Origin of the sequence: Oceaniferula marina (assembly GCF_013391475.1) — a bacterium.
Taxonomy (GTDB): Bacteria; Verrucomicrobiota; Verrucomicrobiia; order Verrucomicrobiales; family Akkermansiaceae; genus Oceaniferula; species Oceaniferula marina.
Map to the genome: position 1 here is coordinate 386,592 of NZ_JACBAZ010000004.1, position 21,620 is coordinate 408,211.

Below are 21,620 nucleotides of genomic sequence, written 5' to 3' on the forward strand. Positions count from 1 at the left end.
CTATTGTGAAACCACATGATGGCATGCCCTGCTATGCGTCCCCTATTTCAACACCTCGCAACCACCCTAGCGCTTTTCATCCTCCCCCTCTCAGCCGAAGAAGTAGAGCTAAAAACCAAGACGGGAACCTTAAAAGGAAGCCTGGAAAGCAGCAAAGACATGCAGGTCGCGGTTTTTATTCACCCCGGCTCGGGCCCCACCGATCGCAATGGCAACTCCGCCAGCCTTCCCGGCAAAAACAACAGCCTGAAGCAATTGGCCGAGGGTTTGAAAGCCAAAGGTATCCCTTCGTTGCGTATCGATAAACGAGGCATCGGAGCCAGCGCCTCCGCAGGCCCCCAGGAGGAAAAGTTACGATTCGAACAATACATCTCCGATACCAAGGCCTGGGTCAGCTTCCTCAAACAACAAGGCTATCAGAAAATCATTCTGCTTGGCCACAGCGAGGGTGCCCTGATCACCTTGATCGCCGCCCAGGAAAGCCAGGTCGACGGCTATATCTCACTCTGTGGCACCGCCAAGTCAGCCGATCAAATCCTGCTCGAACAGCTTCGCCCCAAACTCAAGCAACACCCTGCGCTCCTAGCCGAAACAGAAAGCATCGTCAAAACCCTGAAATCAGGAAAAACCACGACGACGACCTCGCCAGCGCTGGCTCCCATTTTCCGCGCAAGCGTGCAACCCTACCTTGTTTCATGGATGAAATACGACCCCTGTCAGGAAATCGCCAAACTCAAAATCCCTTGCCTCATTGTTCACGGCAACACTGACATTCAGATCCCGGTTGAGGATGCCACCCGCCTGCACCAACACGCTCCAAAGTCAGAACTCCGGGTCATCGAGGGGATGAACCACGTGCTGAAGCCAGTCAAAGGAACGCTGCAGCAGCAGCTGCCAAGCTACTCGGACCCCAAACTCCAAATCCCGGAAAAACTCGTACAAACCATCACCACGTTCATCCTGAATACCCCGTAATTGGAGGCTTTTCACGCTTGCTCCCAAGTTATTCACATTGGCCGAATGCCTAGAAAAACGTTTGTTTTCCTCAACCTGTCTTATAGGTAAAACAGGTCACCTCTTTTCCCTCCATTCTTCAAATCTTGAATGTGAATAACTTGGGAATAAATAACCAAGAATTGGGAAGAAAGCTCGAATCTCCTTGTAATTAAAGGGCTTCCACGAAAACCAAGCAAATAAAAGCGCGGTGCACAACCCGCCAGCTTCGGCCTTCAACCCACCTGCCATTTCTGATAGAAAAACTCCATACACCGCATCATTCGGGCATTACGGTGACGACTCCGCCACATCAAGAAGAAAGAACCATAAAGTTTCTACAACTTCTCCCCAAGTTATTCACATTGGACAATTCAAGAATCCTTTTTCTTTTCCTTCCACTCTTTGACCCCCTCGGTCAGGGCGGTCAAAAAGAGCAAAACGGCAGCAATGCTGATACAGCTGTCAGCGACATTGAAGGCTGGCCAGCGGTAGTTCACGACCGGCAGGAAAAAATCCAGGAAATCAACGACGTACCCCTGCCCTAGCCGTTCCCAGAATCCCGCATCCTTGTATCCCTCGAGCCAGAACCCCTGCAGCAAACGATCTGTAAGATTGCCGACAATTCCGGCCATCAACAAGGGAGCCGACCACTTGGACGGCCCGGTGAAGGCGCCTTTTTTCCAGAAATAAAGAATCACGAAAATCGCGACGATCAAAACGAGTAAAAAGACGACAGGAGCCCAGGTCGTGCCATTACCAATCCCAAAGGCAACCCCTTGGTTATGGCGACGAACCAGATTGAAAAAGCCTTCAATGACCGGCCGAGTATCCTCATACCCGTAGAGTTTTCCATCGATTTGAACCACGCTTGGCTCTTTAAAATTGAGGACAATCCACCATTTGGTGATTTGATCCAGAATATAAAGCGGCAAGGTCACGACTAAAAGTAGCCGGATCATTGTCGCGTTGCCGAGAGCCGTGGTCATGGAGCCAATGGGATTAAACAACCTCGCTGCACCGCTGACAAACCTCTGTCACCAGAGGTTCGTATCGACGGCAACGCGGGCACATGGCATGTCCGGTCGCCTTCGCCGTAGCTGAAACCTCTTCACCCTCAACCACATTGAGGTCGGCAAGAATAAAGAATTCAGTGACAAATTCGCGATCAGCCAACAGGTCGGAACATGGATGGCCCGCAGGCAGAGTCAAAGTAACCTCGGCCTCATTGTTCTTATTAAAGAGCTTGGCCTGCACCTCTTTTTCAATGGCGGTCTGAATCACAGCACGGATCTCAAGCAGACTTCCCACTTGGGCAATGGCCTCACCAGGAGTAAAGGCCTCATCCACAATCGGGAAATCCTGCTCATGCACAGAGCCCTCATGACCCGCATGCTCCCAGGCTTCATCCGCAGTAAAGACCAGAATCGGAGCAACCAAACGGCAAATGGCGTCAAACACGCGGAACATCACTGTCTGTGCGGCCAAGCGGCGCACCGAATCCGGGGCATCACAGTACATCCGGTCCTTGGTGATATCAATGTAGAGCGCACTCAACTCGTGGGTGCAGAAATGGTTGATTTGGTTAAATACCTTACGGAATTGATAATGCTCATAGGCGTCGCGGCACTCGGCAATCACCTCGTTCAAGCGCTCGAGCACCCAGCGGTCAAGCAGCGTCATATCCTGCTTCGCCACCGACTGACTAGCGGGGTCAAAACCATGGATATTACCGAGTAAAATCCGGAGCGTGTTCCGGAGTCGGCGGTATGGGTCCGTGACCTGTTTGAACAGCTTGTCAGAAAACGGAACCTCTGTTTGCCAGTCGACAGACGCGGCCCACAGACGTACGATATCCGATCCAAACTGATCGTAGTAATGCTTGGCATTGATCGGCTTACTGCCGGATTTTGAAATTTTCTTACCCGAAGTATCGACGACGAACCCGTGAGTCATCACTGCTTTATATGGTGCCTTACCTCGTGCTGCCACGCTCAGCATCAGAGAGCTCTGGAACCAGCCACGGTGCTGGTCGGTTGCCTCAATGATCAAATCCGCGGGAGCCGACAGTTCCGGATGGCGGTCGAGCACCGCAACATGGCTCGAGCCGGAATCGATCCAGACATCGAGGGTATCACGGCACTTGCGACATCCTTCCGGCAGACCGAGTCGCTTGGCCAGTTCGGCATCGTCGAGCTCGAACCAGATATTGGTGCCCTCGGTTTCCACCAAGTCGGCCACCTTGCCAATCAATGCGGGGTCGATGATCGCCTCTCCATCGGCAGAGAAAAACACAGGAAGAGGAACCCCCCAGGTGCGCTGACGGCTGATGCACCAATCCGGGCGAGCCTCGACGGTTCCGTAAATTCGATTGCGGCCCCACTTGGGAAGCCAGTTCACTTGATCGATCTCTTCAAGCGCCTTGCCTCGAATGTCTTTGAGCGAAATAAAGAACTGCTCAACAGCCCGGAAAATGATCGGCGTTTTGGAACGCCAGCAATGTGGATACTGGTGGGCGTAGAGTTCTTGTCCAAGCAGGTTCCCCCCTTCGGCCAACATCTCGGTGATCCGCTTGTTGGTCTTAAACACATGCTGACCAACGAGCTCCTCGAGCCCGCATTCGTCGGTAAACTTTCCGTCATCATCCACAGGCGACAACAGACCGAGGTCATTCTGCTGGCCGGCGACGTAGTCATCCGCACCATGTCCGGGGGCAATATGCACCGCCCCGGTTCCGGTGTCCGTAGTGACAAAATTGGCCAAAATCAACTTGGACGTTCTTGGCAGAAATGGATGCTGGGCATGCAAGCCCTCGAGCACACCTCCTTTGAATTCGCTGCTGGCAGCCTTCAAAACAAAACCCGTCTTCTCAGCAAAATCACTCAGCAAGTCCTTGGCTAAAACCAACTTAACGGTCCGGCCATCCTCGTGGCCAAACTCTCCACAGACATAATCAAAGCGTTCGTGCACAGCAATACCGAGGTTGGCAGGCAAGGTCCATGGCGTTGTGGTCCAGATCACCATCGAGGCATCGCTCAAATCGCCCTCGGCATCGGCCAGAGGAAAACGAACATAAGCGGCCATGCTCTTTTTATCCATGTATTCCACTTCGGCCTCGGCCAGAGCCGTACCGGCACCGTAACTCCAGAGCACCGGCTTGCGACTTTGGTAAACGGCGTCCATTTCAACAAGCTTACCAAAAGTCCGGATAATGTCGGATTCGTATCCGGGGTCAAGCGTCAGATATGGGTTCTCCCAATCACCAAACACACCGAGACGACGAAAACTTTCGCGCTGAATATCAATAAACCCTTTGGCAAATTCGGTACACCGACGGCGGACCTCGGCAGGCTCCTCATCCCGGGCATCCTGCATCACCTTGTATTCAATCGGCAATCCGTGACAATCCCAACCGGGAACATAGGGTGTTTCATACCCGGCCATGGTCTTGGATTTTAAAACCAAGTCCTTGAGCACCTTATTCAAGGCGGTTCCCATGTGAACGTCACCATTCGCAAAAGGCGGGCCGTCATGCAAAATAAACCGCGGAGCGCCCTGATCTTTCCGGCGCTTTTGAATGCGCTGGTACAAGTCCTGGTCAGCCCAGGACTGGAGACGCTTGGGTTCATTTTCTACCAGATTCCCCCGCATCGGAAAACTGGTTTCCGGCAGGCTCAGGGTGTCTTTGTAATTCGGCTTGGTTTGATCCGCACTCATGGCTAAGGGCGCGGACGCTAGCCACTGGTGCCCAAAGGGTCAACAGCGGACTTGAGCAATCTTGCCATCGCTGATTCACCTCAAACCCGCTACTCGGCAGTCACTCCAGGAGGCAGCCAATCTTTGGGCATGGGCTGGACCGTCGGCTCTTTCGGGGCATCCCCCTCTTTCCCCTCCTTATCCTTGGACGAGGTGGATGCAGCACTCGCCGTCAACGAGCCCGCATACTTATCAATTTTTTGCTGCATGATTTTCTCGGGGTAGGCACCAGCAAACTGATCCACCAACATCCCGCCACTATAGAGTCTGAACGCAGGCACCCCTCTGACATTTTCTTTCGCCGCCCAGGTCCTGTGCTTGTTGGCATCGACCTTCACGATCCGAACCTTCTCGACATTCTTATCAGCCAAACGCTCCAACACGGGAGCGATCTTACGACAAGGTGGTCATGTATCGGTATAAAACTCAACAATCACCAGACGCCGCTCACTCATAATGATGCGTTTCCCCTCCTTCTCATCAACGGCCACCACCTCCTTGACCAAAGCATCACCAGCACCTTCTGATGAATCATCCTGCATCTCTTTAAGCTTGTTGGATGCCGATTCGAGCATCTCCTTGGCCTTCTGACAGGAAACCATTCCTCCTCCTGCAAGGAACACCACCACCAAACTCCCAATCGACTTTCTCGCCAAGGCCCAAGACATGAGAACGACTATGTCTGGAATCAGCAACGCATCAAGACGATAACTCCAACATTTCGCCTGTATCTTTTCAAAAAAAGCATTAGCATCCGTGCCGTGAACGTCGGAATCATTGCCAACCCCCACAAAAAGGGAGCCCGCACCACCCTCATCAACCTGTGTGAAGCACTCGAGAAAAAAAAGATCACCTGGTCACTCGAAACCGAAACCGCCGATATCATCGGTTCGCCGGATGGGGTAGACGCCCGCACCTTCGGAGACAGCTGTGATGTCGTTGCCGTGCTCGGAGGTGACGGCACCATGCTCAACGCCTCAAGTAAAATAGGATCCGTCGATATCCCGGTCGCCGGTATCAATATCGGCACCTTGGGGTTCCTGACAACCTGCACCGACACCGAGCTTGACCTCTTTGCCGATGCTGTGGCCAGCGGCAACTACCAACTGATCAAACGGCTCCAACTCCGGGCCACCATTACCTCGAACGATGGTTCACGCCAATACTTCAGAGCTCTCAACGAGATCACCCTCACCCGGGGGCATACCGGACGTCTGGTCTCCCTCGACGCCTGGGTGGATGGAGAACTCCTGAACCACTACCGGGCAGACGGCCTGATTGTATCGACAGCCACAGGATCCACCGCCTACTCGCTCTCGGCCGGGGGCCCACTGATTGCGCCCAAAGCAGACGTCTATGTCATCACCCCGATTTGCCCGCACAGCCTGAGTAACCGCTCTCTGGTTGTCTCCGACAGCTCGGTGGTCGAGCTTGCCCCGGCATCCGACTCCAGTTGCCCGATGCTCTTTACTGTCGACGGAAGGGATGTGGTTGACATCAAACAAGGCAGTCGAATCACCGTCGAACAAGCTGGCCACGCTCTACCTCTGCTGAGGATTGCCGACCGCACCTTTTTCAGCACCCTACGCCAAAAACTAGGCTGGGGGTAAACACAGGGTTTGAATACCCAAGCCTACGGCACCCCAACATTGATTTCTTGCGCAGCGGACAAGCCATTCGCTGCATATTTTTCTCTTTGTGATTGCAGCGGAGGCCATCCTTCGCTCCTATCGCAACATATGAGATACGAACCTGCCGATTCCCAACTTTTCGTCCGCAACCGCAGCCGACTCAACAAGCTTCTGAAGTCCAACAGCATCGCCATCCTTCACTCAAACGATGTCATGCCAACCAATGCCGATGGAACCATGGCATTGAAACAAAATACCGACATCTATTACCTCAGTGGCATTGACCAGGAGGAGAGCATCCTCTTAATCTACCCGGATGCCCGCGAAGAAAAAGATCGCGAAATCCTCTTTGTGCGAGAGACCAATGAACACATCGCCATTTGGGAGGGAGCCAAACTCACCAAGGAAAAGGCAAGCCATCTCTCAGGCATCCAAAACGTCCAGTGGACCAACCAATTCGAGAACACATTGCACCGCCTGATTCAACAGGCCGAGCATGTCTATCTCAACACCAATGAGCACCTCCGTGCTGCCAGCTCGGTCGAAACCCGGGACGCCCGCTTCATCAAAAAGTGCCAAAACGAATACCCGCTGCACAACTACGAGCGCCTCGCCCCTCTGATGCACCGACTCCGAATCATCAAAGACGCAGAAGAAATCAAAAAACTCCAGGAGGCTTGCAATATCACTGAGGCAGGGTTCCGGCGCATCCTTTCTTTCGTCAAACCCGGTGTCGGGGAATGGGAAATCGAAGCCGAATACGCCCATGAATTCCTACGCAGCAAGTCGATGGGCTTCTCTTATCTCCCAATCATCGCCAGCGGCAAAAATGCCTGCGTCCTCCACTATCTCGACAATAACCAACTTTGCCAGGACGGCGACCTCCTGCTGATGGATGTCGGCGCAGAATACGCAAACTGGAATGCCGACATGACCCGAACCATCCCGGTGAACGGAAAATTCACTCCCCGCCAACGCGAAGTCTACGATGCCGTCCTCAGAGTCATGCGCCGCGCCAATGGCATTCTCCGCCCCGGCATCCTGCCATCCGAATACCAAAAACGGGTGATGGAATTTGTCGAAGAAGAACTCATCAACCTCGGCCTCATTACGGCTGACGAAGCCGCCAAACAACCCGCGGACAAACCGCTGGTGCGCAAATACTTCATGCACGGAACCTCCCACCACCTCGGCTTGGATGTGCACGATGTCTGCCCACCCAACGAACCCGTCGCCGAAGGCATGGTCTTCACCATCGAACCGGGCATCTACATTCCAGATGAAAACCTCGGCATCCGACTCGAAAACGATGTGGTCATCGGCAAAGATGACAATTTCGACCTGATGGCCAACATCCCACTCGAAGCCGATGATATCGAAGCCCTGATGGCAAAGAGCTAAATCTCCATCACCACCCTTCGGGCCGTCCCATCCCACCCTTCGGGCCGTGGCTCACGGCCCGGCGTTATACCATCCTCCCAGTTAAATTAGCAGAATGGTTTGAGTTTAAGATGATGAGTCAGTCAGCAAGCTGAATGGCAAGGGGGCACTGAATCTTTTAGATTTTACCGTTGTTGCGCGTCGGTTGCATAGCCCGCTATGCGCCTTCCTTGCGCCTAGTTAAAATCGAAAACCTTCAGTGCCATTCAGCCAATTTAACTGATCAAATGGTATTATCCAACACATCCAGACACTGCTTACGCCCACGCGGCATAGCCCCAAAAGCCCGCTCCAATGACATCAGCGGGCTCATCTTTTGATGCTGCACCCCCAGCATCCTGGCCAGTTCACGCTCATAATGCAGGAGTCCCCGCATGTCTGCGCCCTCGTCCCTAAGGTAATCCAACGCCCGCTGCAACAAATCATAAAGCTCTGGAACCGGAAGCCCGGGTTCCACGACCGTTGCCAACACATCGACAAAATAAGAGGCCGTGACCATGTCCCGGTAGCGGTGCCTCAAGGGCTCACGAAAATCTGAAACCACAAGCTCGCGCAAGGTGTGCAGTTCACTCTTCCGGCTCTTGACCCAACTCATTTCAGCCTGAAAAAACAAATCTAGTTTTCCCGCAAAGGGGCTTTTGGCACGGCGTCCGCCCTTGGCCACGGTTTTGAGTAAGCCCTCTTCCTGGGTACACCAGTGCACGATCAGACTGGTCTCCGTCAGTTTGGTCAGACGTATGATAATCCCCTGGGACTTTTCCATGGCGAAGCAAAACTAGTCACAATCCACAAGCCGTGTGAAGTCTTCTCTCGAATCCACAGAAAGTATAAACCCTCAGCTCGAAGCTTCCTCACTATTCGGGAATAACGACTTCCCTTTTCATCAATTCCCGCTATCACTCGGCGCGTATGAGTGAACACAATATCGCTGACCTCCTGGCGCTGGACACCGGGGCTCTGAAGAGCCGCCTGTCCGAACTCAGGAGGTACCTTTGACGTCCCAAACCTGGAACAACAGCTCACCGAGCTCGACCACGCCATGGCTGACCCGGAATTCTGGAACGATCAGGAAAACGCCCAGCGCACGGTCAGTCAATCCAATCTGATCAAAGGCAAACTCAACCCCTTTCTCGAACTGGAACAGCGGGCAGCGAACCTCGACGAAGTCATCGAACTCGCCAAAGAAGCCGACGATCTGGATTTCGCCAAAGAAGCCAATGACGACTACAAGGACATCATCTCTGAACTCGATAAGTTCGAGCTGATCACCCTGCTCGACAAACCCACCGACGTCACCAATGCCTACCTCACGATTCAGGCCGGAGCTGGAGGCACCGAGGCCTGCGATTGGGCGGAAATGCTGCTGCGCATGTACATCCGATGGGCTGAGGACAAGGGCTTCACGGTCACCAAACTCGACTACCAGGATGGAGACGGCGCAGGATGCCGTACGGCTTCCCTGAAAATCGACGGCCCCTACGCATACGGCTATCTCAAAAACGAGCGAGGCGTCCACCGCCTGGTCCGTATTTCCCCCTTCGACGCCGCAGGCAAACGACACACCTCGTTTTCTGCAATCGACGTCACTCCTGAAATTTCCACCGATATCAACATCGAAATTCCGGAATCCGACGTCGAAATCACCACCGCTCGTTCAGGCGGCGCAGGTGGACAAAACGTCAACAAGGTGGAAACCGCCGTGATCATCAAACACAAACCCACCGGTATTCTGATCCGCTCCACCCAAGAACGGTCACAGCTCCGCAACCGTGAAAACGCATGGGCCATCCTGCGAGCCAAGCTCTATCAAATTGAGGAGGATAAACAGAAAGCCGAAGCGGATCGCGAATATTCAGCCAAGGGAGAAATCGGCTGGGGATCCCAGATCCGCTCCTATGTCTTCCAACCATACCAAATGGTTAAGGACCTACGAACAGGCGAAGAAACCGGCAACATCTCCGCCGTCATGGACGGACGCCTCGACCCGTTTATCGAGGCCAAACTCAAGGGTAAATCCAGAGAAAAATAATCTCAAGCAAGACCACCACACACACATCAAGCTTCATGTATGTAAAGCAGCAACAACGACAAGGCATCATCTATCTGGTCTCCGGCCCGTCCGGCTCCGGCAAATCCACCCTTTGCCGCCGCCTCGCCGGTGAAGGTGAAGTCGCCTACTCGATCTCCTGCACCACCCGCCCACCACGCGGGGCAGAGCAAGACGGCATCGACTACCATTTCCTCAGCCGGGAAGCCTTTGAAAGCCGAATCCAATCCGGTGACTTTCTGGAATATGCCGAAGTCCACGGCAACTTCTATGGAACGCTTAAATCCGAAGTCATCGAACGCATCAACCAAGGAACCGACGTCGTCATGGATATCGATGTTCAGGGAGCCGACCTCGTCCGCAGCTGTGAGGACCCCATCATTCAGACATCTCTGCTCGATCTCTTTGTCATGCCGCCCAGCGAAGAAGAATTGCACAGTCGACTGACCGGCCGGGGAACCGACAGCGAAGAGATCATCGCCCTACGAATGAAAAATGCACTGGACGAAATCGCTGCCGCACCGAAATATACTTACCTCCTGCTCTCCGGAACCCACGAAGAAGACTACCCCCGCTTCAAAGCACTCCTGATCGGAGAGAGACTCAGGGCATCTCGCCTTTCCTGAATCATACCACCCCAATTGCCATGAAAACCATCATCCTCGGCATCACTGGATCGATTGCAGCATACAAAGCCGCAGGCATCGCCTCACAACTTGTCAAAAACGGTCACGATGTTCATTGCGTCATGACCCACGCCGCAACCGAGTTTATCACTCCGCTTACCCTGCAAGTGATCTCACGCAACCCGGTGCTCGTCTCGCTGGAAGATGAAAAACAATCATGGAAACCCGGCCACATCGATCTGGCAGATCGGGCCGACCTCTTTCTCGTTGCCCCAGCCACAGCCAACACCCTCGCCAATTTCGCCAATGGCCTCGCCCCTGATCCACTCAGCAGCATCTACCTCGCCACCCGGGCACCTGCACTCTTCGCTCCTGCCATGAATGGTAAAATGTGGCTCCACCCCGCTACCCAGCGCAACGTCGACCAACTTGAAAAAGACGGCTGCCAATTCATCGGCCCCGCCGAGGAAGGCATGCTCGCCTGCGGATACTCCGGCCCTGGCCGACTGATCGAAGAAGAAACGATTATTGCCAAGGCGGAGGAAATCCTGGCCACAAAAGACACATAAGACACAAAGAGGCTCCCGGTCTTTTTATGTGCCAGCCATATAAAGCACGGAACCCTTGTCAATTTCGGTGTTCCAAAACTGGAAATCAAGAAACTCATTCTCTAGCAAAAACCACTTGTGCCCTTCTGTACCTTGTGTGGCTAATCCTCAGATCATGACCATCCTCATCACCGCCGGCCCGACACGTGAAGCTATCGACCCCGTTCGCTACCTAAGCAATCGGTCATCAGGAAAGATGGGATACGCACTGGCGGAAACCGCAGTGAAGGCTGGCCACCGCGTGATCCTCATTTCCGGACCGACCCAACTCGACCTCCCTGACCGGGTGGATTACATCCCGGTAGAAAGTGCAGCCGAGATGTTTAGCACGGTCGAACACTGGATAGGCAAAGCTGATATCGCCATCTTTGCAGCCGCCGTCGCCGACTATCGACCGGCAAAGGTGCCCGAGCAAAAAATCAAAAAAAACAACGAGCACATGACGCTCGAACTCGTCAAAAATCCGGACATTCTCGGGTCTGCCCGCAGTCAATTCAACTACGAGGGCGTCTTGATCGGCTTTGCTGCGGAAACTGAAAACCTCGAAACCAATGCCCGAGGAAAACTGGAACGCAAAGGCTGCGACCTTGTCGTCGCCAATGATGTCTCACGTAAGGACATCGGATTTGACAGCAACGAGAATGAAGTCTTGTTCGTATTCAAGGACCGAACAGAGGCTCCGCCCAAAGACTCCAAGCAACACCTCGCCCACCTGATCATCGAACAGGCATTTGAGCTCGCAGAGAACAGGTAGCTACTGCTTTGAGATCACCAGCAATCATCACATCACAGGATGCCGACTCTCTATCCGCGCCCGGCGATGTGAATCAACTCCGTGAGCCTCTGGCACTCCGACTGAATAGGCCCGGGCATTTCCTCCAACTTCCACGGGAGTCGATAGCGCCAGTTTTCACCACCCACCGTGCCGGGGATGTTGATTCTTTTTTCACTATCGATCACATCCGTAATCATGACTGCGGCATAGTCGGCATTGGACTTAAGCAAAGACCCTAACAGCGACCATTTAACCACCGATCCATAACGTGCATAATCATGCATGGTTTTACCCTTGGGCAGTCCGGCAAAATCGCTCAGCAAGGCCAGCCCCCGCATCGCGCCTTCATGCTCAAGCCCGCCTAACATACCAACCAATGTATTCCACAACGCGGGGATCGGGTCGTGATCATGGGTAGCATACGTGGCAAAGGAGCACTGCGGGTAATCCGAGCCCTTCACGGCTCGACCATCCCCCATGGATTCCCAATGGCAAACTTTGAATCCGGCAATACCAAGACGCTCCAGATGGGGCCTTACATAATCGGGAACACAGCCCAAATCCTCACCAACGACTTCGCCATCACCTGCGGCGTCGAGCACCATTTTCAGGTAGCGATCACCATCCGAAAGATTAGCATCCCGGTTTTTCTGGGTGTCATCCGGCCTCGGTGAAAAACCTGGCAACGAACCTCCAGTCAACGCTTTTGCTTCCTCTTCACTGAGCCCAAGATAGGTAGCATTGTCATCCGGGCGCCAAGGAAAGCTGTAAATTCGATAAAACCCAAGGATGTGATCAATCCTGAAAATATGAAACACGTCGGTCAATTTTTCAATTCTACGCCGCCACCAGCGGTAGTCGTCCTGGGCCAAACGCTCCCAATCGTAAAGCGGGATCCCCCAGTTTTGCCCCCATTGACAAGCAAAGGCGTCATCTTTAAAGACCGTCTCGGGTGGAGAACCTCCTGACAGGCTGAGATCAAACCACTGAGGCTCAAAAAACACATCGGCACTGGCGTAAGACACTCCGATCGGAATGTCCCCCATTAATTTGACATCCTGACTTTCAGCATAAGCTCGAAGTTCACGCCACTGGTTGAAGGCATGCCACTGCACCCAGGCATAAAATTCCAACCGCTCCTCCAACTCATCTTGGTCCACGCTGGCCAGATACACTTCTGCCTTTTCTGCTGTATTGTAATTCTCAGGCCACTCGTTCCATCGTTCGGTGCCAGCTAATTCCATCAAATAACGGAACTTGCAATAGGGAAGCAGCCAGTCCTTCTCATCACGCTGAAACAATTCCAAAGCATCCCGACCATTACCATGGAGAAGAAAGTGACGGAACCCTTGCTCCAATACATCCCATTTGGCGGCATTGGATGAATCGTAATCGACCAACTCATCACTCTTCGTTTGGTGCTTTTTCTCAGCTGCCCGAATCTGCCGTTTAGTCATTCCGGGGAGCTCTTCCATGTTCAACAGCACCGGATCCAAGGCTACAGAGCTAATCGCGTTGTACGGACTGTTGTCCACACCCGTTTCATTGATCGGCAGCAACTGCAGAAACCCAACCCGGTGCTGGGAAGCCCAATCCACCATCTCACGCAACGCCCTGGTATCTCCGATGCCAAGATCATCATCACGGCGCAACGAAAATACCGGGACCAATACGCCCAAACGCCTCAACCTCTTCATGTCGGGTAATGCCATGCCGAAACTCTGGAGGCAAGGCCCAAGCCACGCAACCTCAAAGCGTGTCCCCTGACACGTTTCTCAACAAGCGATACCTGCTACCGGTGCAGAGCACCGGCCCTGCGGGGATCGTCTCCCCCGCACCCTGCCCAATCACGCTGACACGCCCGAATCAAGCCCCGAACTGCGACCAAAAGACGTCATTGCCAGATAAGGCCGCATCGAGAGAGTCCCATCCAGATTGGGCTGAATCAACGGTCTTGGTTGGGTCAAAGGTCACACTCAGGCGAACCATCCCCCGTTTTTCCTCAGGCACGACTTGGAAATAAGCACCTGCGTGGGACAAACGGAATAGTGCCGCAGCCAAAGCCAAACAATCGCTTGATGGTGGCTCCTTGGTTGCCGAACGGAAGGATTCCAGATTTTTCGCCAACAAACGCGAAGACAAACGCAGCTCAATTCCACCCTGCACCTCGGAAACCAGAAGAACGCCAGCATCCTTCATAATCGACTCCACCGCATCCATCAGCAGCTTAATCTCAGCTTGCATCGCTTCCTTGCTGCCCGGCCAACCGGTCGTCGACGTCTCTCCACCAGACCACTCAAAATAACTCTCACCTCCTACCAAATCATTCATCACCTCTCGAACCGACACCAAGCTACTGTAGTCCAAGGAACCTGGGCTAAGCGCCTGCTCGGTCAGGCCACCACGCAAAGAACGAAGAAAGACCAAATGCCTGCGATAAAGCTCCCGCCAGTTCAAGGAGTCATCAATCAACTCACGTCCATCTCCTTCGTCTGCTCCAATTTCGGCGAGTTGCACCAGAACTTGCAAGGCTTCACCGACACGACGTAATTCCTCATTCCTGAAAACAGCAATGGAAGCTATCGACAAAACCCTGTCGGAAGATGCCAACATCTCAACCGAAGAAAACTTCTGCCGCAACATTGAATCGCGTTCCTTCTGCAACAAGTAATGTTCCATGGCACGTCTCAGGGTAACCTCCAAATCGCTTACCTCCCAAGGCTTGGTTACATAACGGTAAATCCCCCCTCGGTTGACCGAGTCCACTGCAGCATCAATGTCAGCATAAGCGGTGGATAGAATCCTAACACAAAGAGGTTTCAACTCCGCCACCTTTTCCAACAACTCGGACCCCGTCATGTTAGGCATCTTCTGATCCGTAACAACCAAGCCAATTTCATCAAGATGCTCCTGAAACAATTCAAGCGCCTCTGCACCATCCTTGGCTAATAAAATCTGAAATGCGTGCCCAAACAAGCGGGCAAAATATTTTCTTGTTTTCTCTTCGTCATCGACAAAAAGGATCACATGGTCTTTGTATGTTTCTTCGCTCATAATCGCTGCTCCTTGCGATAAAATGACGCCTCAGCTAAATAAATCAAGAACGGATTGCTTCTGTAGCCGGACAATACGAAAGCCCGGGGCTTATTATATTTTTTTAGGGAAATAGAGACTAAATTCTGTAAACTCACCCAACTCGGAATCAACTTCAATTCGAGCACCATGTTGGTCGATAATCCGATAGGTGATACTCAGCCCCAGCCCCATCCCTTCACCTACATCATTTTTGGTGAAAAAGGGATCAAAGATCCGTTTGATATCCTCCTTACTAATCCCGCAACCATTGTCTCGTATCTTGATCAGAAGCTCATCACTATCGGTGAGATCTGCGCTCACCAGAATTCGCGGACAACTTTCCGAGTCCTCTTTTACTTGAATCGCACGCGAAGCATTTTGGAACATGTTGACAAACAATTGACACAACTGGATCTCGTTTCCTTCCATCTCCAATTCGGGATCAATGTCCGACTGAAACTCAATCCCACTCATCGCATGGCTACAGAGTTTACGTGCGCTCTCCACCACATCAGCAACCCCTACTTCAGCCATGGTGGCTACGTCTCCACGGGTGAAAGACCTCAGACCGTGCACAATACCAACCACGCGATCCACCCCCTCACGAGCATCAGCCAAAACCTCAAGAAAGTCTTCCCGTTCATCTTCCTCCAACTGTCGTTCAAAACTCTTCAACGCATACAGTGCGGTTTGAGTGTAGTTCAATGGGTTGTTGATTTCATGAACAATACCCGCACTCATACGACCCAAGGATGAAAGCTTCTCTGTTTGGACCAAAATTGTTTCCTGTTCTTTTAGCTGACCATAAGCTGCTTGTAGATAGACGTTATTCTCTGCCAAGCGGGTTTCAAACTCACTACTGGAAAGCAAATTCCTCGTCCGGGCTAACAATTCAACCGATGAAAACGGCTTGGTTAAAAAATCATTTACCCCAGCTTCCAACGCATCCAATCTGGCAGACTCGCCAGCTTGAGCTGTGACCAGGATGATTGGAATCCGCGCCGTTCCAGCCCCATCTCTCAGCCTAGTCGTCACCTCCACTCCATCATATTCAGGCATCATGAAGTCCAGGATACACAAATCCGGATTTTCCTTCTGTGCAAGACGTATGGCCTCAGCCCCGTCTCTGGCCTCAATAACATCATACCCCTCCAACTGCCTGACAATAAATGCCCGCATCGCATCCTCATCCTCGGCGATCAGTATGCGTTTTCTTTCTTCAGCCGGAACCCCCACCTCGGAGGTTTCACCCTCTTGAGGACTGAGCCCGACATTGGCACCACTGGCACGGATCACACCACGAAGTCGAGCCTTCTCATTAAACTGCTCCAGAACGTCATGGGTATGAATTTCATCATCCATCGAAACATCCGCATCAGGCTCAGGTGCTGGGATCACAATGGTAAAGGTGGTTCCTATATGCAATTCAGATTCCACTGAAATCTCACCTTCCATGCTATCCGTCAAACTCTTAACCAAGGCCAAGCCGATTCCGGCTCCTCGATGTTTACGCTTCGCTGACATGTCAGCCTGCCAAAACCGCACAAACACATTGGACAAGGTATCCGAATCCATCCCCTCTCCATTGTCCCGCACCACGATCGTCATCTGCCCCCCTTCGATACTCACTGAAATCGTAATCTCGCCTCCGGGAGAGGTAAACTTCACAGCATTAACGGCCAAATTTAAAATGATTTTTTCAAGCCGGTCCCGGTCCAACCACACGTGGGGCTGCCCTTGGGTTTGACTTCGCCCATAGAGCTGAATGTTTTTCAGCTGGGCGATGGGTTTCAGGTCGCGAGTCAGGCTATTGACAAAGTCATCCACGTCGACGATTTCCGGTCGGGGGGCCGCTTCATCGCTATCCAGTTTGACCAGGTCGAGAATGTCATTGATCAACCGGAGCAAGCGCATGGCATTATCCTCGATCATGTCCAAATGCTCAATGACCAGCGTGTCCTTGCGATACTTTTTGTGAAGCCTCAGGTTTTCCAAGGGGCCCAGAATCAAGGTAAGCGGCGTTCTTAATTCATGACTGATATTGGCAAAAAAGCGGGCCTTTGTTTCATCCATCGCCCTTAACTGACGGTTCGTTTCCCGAATTTCCTTCACCAGGGAAAATTCACGAAAGCGGCTCGCCGAGTAGAAATACGTGGCCAGCACCGCAATAACCGCCGTCACCAAAACAAAATAGCTCGGAATCAAACCTCCCCGGTAGGTAAGCCCCATCGAATACATCACCCCAAAAAAACTGCACACACAAACCAGTGCATTAAAAATGCTGTCTTTCAGGTCCCAACGCAACAACAAGGCCACCCCAACAAGCACGATATTGACTCCCCCGTAATACGAAGAGGCCGGATCCCGGGCATCATAAATCATCAACTCAATCGCCGCCACCGGAACCAATACCAAAACATGGCTCAGAACCGTCATGACCCACTGGTGCCGCACCCGCGTCATCACCAGCCAGCCAACTAACAAAACCCCGGTGGAATACATCCGATACACAAAAAAACGCTCGGCAAGGTACGGGTACACCATCAAATCAATACCAGCACCAATCAGCATAAATCCTGCAGCCAATAATAAAAACCCCTTAATACTTTTCTTACGAGGGGCAAATTCAGCCTCCTCGAACAAGACCCGCATCGACTTATCCTGTGATGTGTTGTTCTTTTCCATACCTCGTATCGTTTCTCTGGAATCACGCATCAAAAGCAAGGTCGAACCCCTCGCCGAATTTTCGATTCATCATCCCGAAGCGAGGCTACTCTACCCGAAGCCAATAGATTTGTATCTCTCAAAATCGACCGATTTCCTTCGTTTCACCGAAGTTTTTCAGGCAGCTCCCCCCAGCAAATCACAAGAGGACAAAAAAAGAGCATGTCATTCGGATCATCCTAGGCTAAACTTCGGCAGCAAGTAGCTAATTGATCCATTATGAGCAGACCTGTTACACCCACTCCGTTCTATCGCAAAGGCGATCGCGTGTATGATAAATCCGGCACCGACCTCCTAACCCTTGCCGAGCAAAACGCTTTCAACGTCAAAAAGGTTGCCTCTGCATTGGGATACACGTCCATTCAGTTTCAACGACACGTCGAAGCGGCCATCGGCCTCAAACCCAAAGACCTGTTTTGCAATCACCGCGCTCTGCTTGCAAAACGCATGATCTCCGACGGCATGAACCTCCACGAGGTCAGTAAAAAGCTCGACTATCTCTATTACAGCCACTTTTGCACCGACATCAAAAAATTCTATGGCATCCCGCCAAAGCAGCTCGAGAAAAAACTGCGCCCACAAAAATAAGCGTCGCCTCACCGCTTGGTCAGGACTGCGGGCGCTTCGTATTCAGGAGGCTGCCTTCACCTCCCTTCCCTCGGATACTGACTGGAAATCAAATTGACATCGGCATGTGCGGGTTGCTACTAAACGGCCTGCTATGAAATTCTTGCTCCCCCCTCGACTCGCTGTCTGCGCCATCACCATGGCCGCAATGCTTGCTCCAGTGCAGGCAACCACTTCGGAAGCCAAAGCCCGGGCCTACAAAATTGCCAAAGTTCTCAAGGACAACGGCATCAGCTTTCGCAACGACTACTGGCACGGACTACTCAAACGAAAGGGTAGCACAACCATTAAAACCACCCTCAAAAAAGACACCCAGTACATTCTTGTAGGTGGAGGGTGCAATGACGCCTATGACGTCGACATCACCGTTTACGACGAGAACTGGAAGCAGGTCGGCAAAGATTCCAAAGTCGATGCCAACCCCGTCGTCAAAGTCACCCCCAAATGGTCCGGCACCTTCCATGTTAAAGTGACCATGGCCAACAGCACATCCAACGGGGCCCACTACGCTCTGATCGTCGGCTACAAATAAACGCAGCCCCATCACCTTTCTTCAGTGGGCTTCCAGCACGGAATTTTCTTTGCAAGCAGGAGGTGATATGCGATTTCCAACCGCATGCTTCCAGATATTCAGCTCAATCATCGCGACTGCAAAGAGGGCATGGCCAGCCAGCCTGCTGAAAGTTTCGATCTGGTTGTTACCTCCCCACCATACAATCTAGGTATCAAATACGATACCTATGAGGACCGGAGTGAGCGCAGCGATTTCATTACCTGGTGTCTCGAATGGGCTGCGGAAATCAACCGCGTAATGAGTGAGGAGGCTTCGTTTTTCCTTAACTTGGGAGCCTCTCCGAAAAACCCTCTCTTGCCACACCAATTGCTTCTGGCGTTAACCGAAGCCCGTGAGGGAGAGTCCCCGATGTTTGTCCTGCAAAATACCTTTCACTGGATCAAGTCGATCTCCGTGGAAACCAAGGATAAGGGAATGGTGAGCGCTGGGCATTTCAAACCGATCAACAGCAAACGCTACGTCAACGACTGCCACGAATATGTGTTTCACCTGACCAAATCCGGTGAAGTTCCCTTGGATCGACGGGCGGCAGGCGTCCCCTACGTCTATAAATCCAATATCGCACGCTGGGGCCACACCCAAGGAGAAGACAAACGCTGCCGCGGTAACACCTGGTTCATCCCCTACGACACCATTCAGCAGCGAGATAAAGACCGCCCTCACCCCGCAACCTTCCCTGTCGCTCTGGTCGAACAATGCATCAAGATTCATGGCCTTGCAGAAAGCACACGCATGCTCGACCCATTCAATGGCATCGGCAGCTCGGCCATCGCAGCGATGCGGCAAAACATCGCCAGCTACACCGGCTACGATATCGATGAAGGCTATCTGGCCGTCACCCGTCAACGGATTGAAGCCGAACAACAACAGACCCCCGAACTCCTCTAAACCGTGCCTCCGTGCCCGACACTCGTGCTTGCCCCGATGCAAGCAATCACCCACCTGCCTTTTATGCGTGTTATGCACGCTTTTGGTGGGCCGGATTACTTTGTCACCGAGTATTTTCGCGTCTATGAAGGCTACGTCCTGGATAAAAACATCCTGCGTAGCATCACAGAGAACGCTACCGGTCGGCCGGTGGATGCCCAACTGATAGGCCAACACATCCCTTCTCTGGTCCGCATCAGCAAAGAACTGCTGGAATTCCCAACCTCTGGAATCGACCTCAACCTCGGATGCCCCGCCCCGGTTGTCTGCCGTAAAGATGCCGGAGGAGGGCTTCTACGCAAACCGGACCACCTCAACCGCATTCTTGAAGCCCTGCGCAAAAGCATCCCCGGCCGCTTCACCGTCAAAACCCGGCTGGGATACGAATCGCCGGAAGAGTTTACCCGCTTGATAGAAATCTTCAGCCAGCACGGGCTGGACGCCCTGACGATTCACGCCCGCACGGTTCGGGAGCGATATCAAACCCCCATCCATCCGGAGCAGATTCGCTTCGCCGTCCAAACCATGCCATGTCCGGTCATCGCCAACGGTAACGTGGTTGACGTCAGTACAGGTCAAAACCTCATCGCACAAACCATGGCCGACGGCCTTATGATCGGCCGGGGAGCCATTCGTTCCCCCTGGATATTCAAGCAACTACGCAATGCCTATGCCGGCGAACCGGTTCAAACCATCACCCGGGCCGACCTCCTTGAATACATCAACCTGCTCTATGATACCATCGCTGATGATTTACCTGTTTTTGACGAGCAAAAACACGTCAACCACATGAAGAAGTATCTCGTCTATATCGTTCAGGGGCTTGATACCGAGTTTGAGCATCAAATCCGTCGGGCCACCACCGGGAAAAACTTCAAACAAACGTGCCTGACGTTTTTGGATAGCCGGGAACCCGTACCCGTCTTCCCCCCCAACCATTCCAAACTTTTCTGCGGATTCGATACATTGCGGTAACCACGGCTTCATGTTATGACTTCATCCGTGCCCCAGCCCTCAACATCTAAAGAAAGCGTCGAACAATCCTCAACCGATCGCGACCTTCCGCTCATCCGGGTTCGGGGGCTCCATCAGTATTTCGGGGAAAACCACGTCCTCCGCGGTATCGACCTCGATGTCTACCGGGGCGAAACCCTCTGCCTGCTCGGAACCTCTGGTGGTGGCAAAACCGTCCTGACCAAACACATGCTCGGCCTGATGCAACCAGCCGAAGGGAGCATTGAAATCGACGGCATCGAAATCGCCCATATGCGCGAGCGCCACCTTGGCCCGGTGCGAAAAAAGCTAGGAGTCATGTTTCAAAATGGTGCCTTGTTCGACTCCATGAGCGTGGCCCAGAACATTGCCTTTCCCTTGATCGAATCCGGAGTCAAAGACAGTCAGGAACTGGACCGACGAATCGCCGAGGTGCTCGAGATCGTCCACCTTTCGGGACAGGAGGAAAAAATGCCGTCCTCCCTCTCCGGTGGCATGAAAAAGCGGGTGGCCCTCGCCCGGGCCATCGTCGACCACCCCGCCTGCGTGTGTTACGACGAGCCACATGCTGGGCTCGACCCCATCACCGCAGCCTCGATTGACAGCCTGATCAAGTGCCTGCAAACCGACTACGGGATCACCAACATCGTCATTACCCACGAAATGCGCAGCGTCTTCCGGATCGCTGACCGTATCATCTTCATGAAAGATGGACAAATCCACTGGCAAGGGAAGCCTGACGCCTTCCGGGCCTGTGACGACCCCACCATTCAGGCGTTTATTCAGGACACGGATTGAGTTCCGCCCCCGGATTCCGGCACCCA

20 protein-coding genes are annotated in these 21,620 nt (G+C 52.8%); 12 read left to right on the top strand and 8 right to left on the bottom strand.

The window, feature by feature from the left end:
• The first annotated feature begins 33 nt into the window (after positions 1–33).
• Positions 34–975: an alpha/beta hydrolase gene (locus HW115_RS11810; protein ID WP_178933084.1), complete on the top strand. Its 942-nt coding sequence runs from the start codon at positions 34–36 to the stop codon at positions 973–975.
• 392 nt (positions 976–1,367) lie between these two features.
• Here the strand turns inward: HW115_RS11810 and HW115_RS11815 are convergent, their stop codons facing one another.
• From HW115_RS11815 to HW115_RS11830, 4 genes are all read right to left on the bottom strand, one after another.
• Complete coding sequence (locus HW115_RS11815) at positions 1,368–1,982, bottom strand: signal peptidase II (RefSeq protein ID WP_178933085.1); 615 nt, start codon at positions 1,980–1,982, stop codon at positions 1,368–1,370.
• Positions 1,983–1,995: 13 nt separating this feature from the next.
• Positions 1,996–4,710 (bottom strand): isoleucine--tRNA ligase, encoded by a 2,715-nt coding sequence (gene ileS, locus HW115_RS11820; protein WP_178933086.1) that lies wholly within the window; start codon positions 4,708–4,710, stop codon positions 1,996–1,998.
• Between the two features lie 89 nt (positions 4,711–4,799).
• The gene (locus HW115_RS11825; protein ID WP_319609303.1) at positions 4,800–5,141 is read right to left on the bottom strand and encodes a thioredoxin family protein; all 342 of its coding nucleotides are present in this window, start codon (positions 5,139–5,141) and stop codon (positions 4,800–4,802) included.
• 15 nt (positions 5,142–5,156) lie between these two features.
• A complete protein-coding gene (locus tag HW115_RS11830) occupies positions 5,157–5,417 on the bottom strand; it encodes a hypothetical protein (protein ID WP_178933088.1) in 261 nt (86 codons plus the stop codon).
• Between the two features lie 93 nt (positions 5,418–5,510).
• Here HW115_RS11830 and HW115_RS11835 point away from each other — a divergent pair, with 93 nt between their 5' ends.
• Positions 5,511–6,359: an NAD(+)/NADH kinase gene (locus HW115_RS11835; RefSeq protein WP_178933089.1), complete on the top strand. Its 849-nt coding sequence runs from the start codon at positions 5,511–5,513 to the stop codon at positions 6,357–6,359.
• Positions 6,360–6,488: 129 nt separating this feature from the next.
• A complete protein-coding gene (locus HW115_RS11840; RefSeq protein ID WP_178933090.1) occupies positions 6,489–7,781 on the top strand; it encodes an aminopeptidase P family protein in 1,293 nt (430 codons plus the stop codon).
• A 262-nt stretch (positions 7,782–8,043) separates the two neighbouring features.
• Here the strand turns inward: HW115_RS11840 and recO are convergent, their stop codons facing one another.
• The gene (gene recO / locus HW115_RS11845) at positions 8,044–8,583 is read right to left on the bottom strand and encodes a DNA repair protein RecO (protein ID WP_178933091.1); all 540 of its coding nucleotides are present in this window, start codon (positions 8,581–8,583) and stop codon (positions 8,044–8,046) included.
• Positions 8,584–8,729: 146 nt separating this feature from the next.
• Here recO and prfB point away from each other — a divergent pair.
• The 4 genes from prfB (at position 8,730) to coaBC (ending at position 11,855) form a co-directional block, all read left to right on the top strand.
• Positions 8,730–9,849, top strand: a protein-coding gene (gene prfB / locus HW115_RS11850) for a peptide chain release factor 2 (RefSeq protein WP_178933092.1) whose coding sequence is annotated in 2 segments (ribosomal slippage) — positions 8,730–8,813 and positions 8,815–9,849 — 1,119 coding nt in all. Because the reading frame shifts where the segments join, the coding sequence is not laid out codon by codon here.
• A 35-nt stretch (positions 9,850–9,884) separates the two neighbouring features.
• Positions 9,885–10,493 (top strand): guanylate kinase, encoded by a 609-nt coding sequence (gene gmk / locus HW115_RS11855; RefSeq protein ID WP_178933093.1) that lies wholly within the window; start codon positions 9,885–9,887, stop codon positions 10,491–10,493.
• Between the two features lie 20 nt (positions 10,494–10,513).
• Positions 10,514–11,062 (top strand): flavoprotein, encoded by a 549-nt coding sequence (locus HW115_RS11860; protein ID WP_178933094.1) that lies wholly within the window; start codon positions 10,514–10,516, stop codon positions 11,060–11,062.
• Positions 11,063–11,216: 154 nt separating this feature from the next.
• Positions 11,217–11,855, top strand: coding sequence for a bifunctional phosphopantothenoylcysteine decarboxylase/phosphopantothenate--cysteine ligase CoaBC (gene coaBC / locus HW115_RS11865; protein ID WP_178933095.1), 639 nt, complete (start codon positions 11,217–11,219; stop codon positions 11,853–11,855).
• Positions 11,856–11,905: 50 nt separating this feature from the next.
• Here coaBC and HW115_RS11870 read toward each other — a convergent pair whose 3' ends face one another.
• From HW115_RS11870 to HW115_RS11880, 3 genes are all read right to left on the bottom strand, one after another.
• Positions 11,906–13,588 (bottom strand): 4-alpha-glucanotransferase, encoded by a 1,683-nt coding sequence (locus HW115_RS11870; protein WP_178933096.1) that lies wholly within the window; start codon positions 13,586–13,588, stop codon positions 11,906–11,908.
• 154 nt (positions 13,589–13,742) lie between these two features.
• Positions 13,743–14,930 (bottom strand): response regulator, encoded by a 1,188-nt coding sequence (locus HW115_RS11875; protein WP_178933097.1) that lies wholly within the window; start codon positions 14,928–14,930, stop codon positions 13,743–13,745.
• 93 nt (positions 14,931–15,023) lie between these two features.
• On the bottom strand, positions 15,024–17,666 hold the full coding sequence (locus HW115_RS11880; RefSeq protein ID WP_178933098.1) for an ATP-binding protein: 2,643 nt from the start codon (positions 17,664–17,666) through the stop codon (positions 15,024–15,026).
• Positions 17,667–17,894: 228 nt separating this feature from the next.
• Between HW115_RS11880 and HW115_RS11885 the strand changes: the two genes are divergently transcribed.
• From HW115_RS11885 to HW115_RS11905, 5 genes are all read left to right on the top strand, one after another.
• Positions 17,895–18,263, top strand: coding sequence for a helix-turn-helix domain-containing protein (locus HW115_RS11885; protein WP_178933099.1), 369 nt, complete (start codon positions 17,895–17,897; stop codon positions 18,261–18,263).
• Between the two features lie 133 nt (positions 18,264–18,396).
• Positions 18,397–18,834: a hypothetical protein gene (locus HW115_RS11890; protein WP_178933100.1), complete on the top strand. Its 438-nt coding sequence runs from the start codon at positions 18,397–18,399 to the stop codon at positions 18,832–18,834.
• A gap of 84 nt (positions 18,835–18,918) precedes the next feature.
• Positions 18,919–19,764 carry a DNA-methyltransferase gene (locus tag HW115_RS11895; protein WP_178933101.1) on the top strand — a complete coding sequence of 282 codons (846 nt, stop codon included), beginning with the start codon at positions 18,919–18,921 and terminating at the stop codon, positions 19,762–19,764.
• Positions 19,765–19,800: 36 nt separating this feature from the next.
• A complete protein-coding gene (locus HW115_RS11900) occupies positions 19,801–20,778 on the top strand; it encodes a tRNA dihydrouridine synthase (protein ID WP_178933102.1) in 978 nt (325 codons plus the stop codon).
• A gap of 15 nt (positions 20,779–20,793) precedes the next feature.
• Complete coding sequence (locus tag HW115_RS11905) at positions 20,794–21,594, top strand: ABC transporter ATP-binding protein (RefSeq protein WP_178933103.1); 801 nt, start codon at positions 20,794–20,796, stop codon at positions 21,592–21,594.
• Positions 21,595–21,620: the final 26 nt, after the last annotated feature.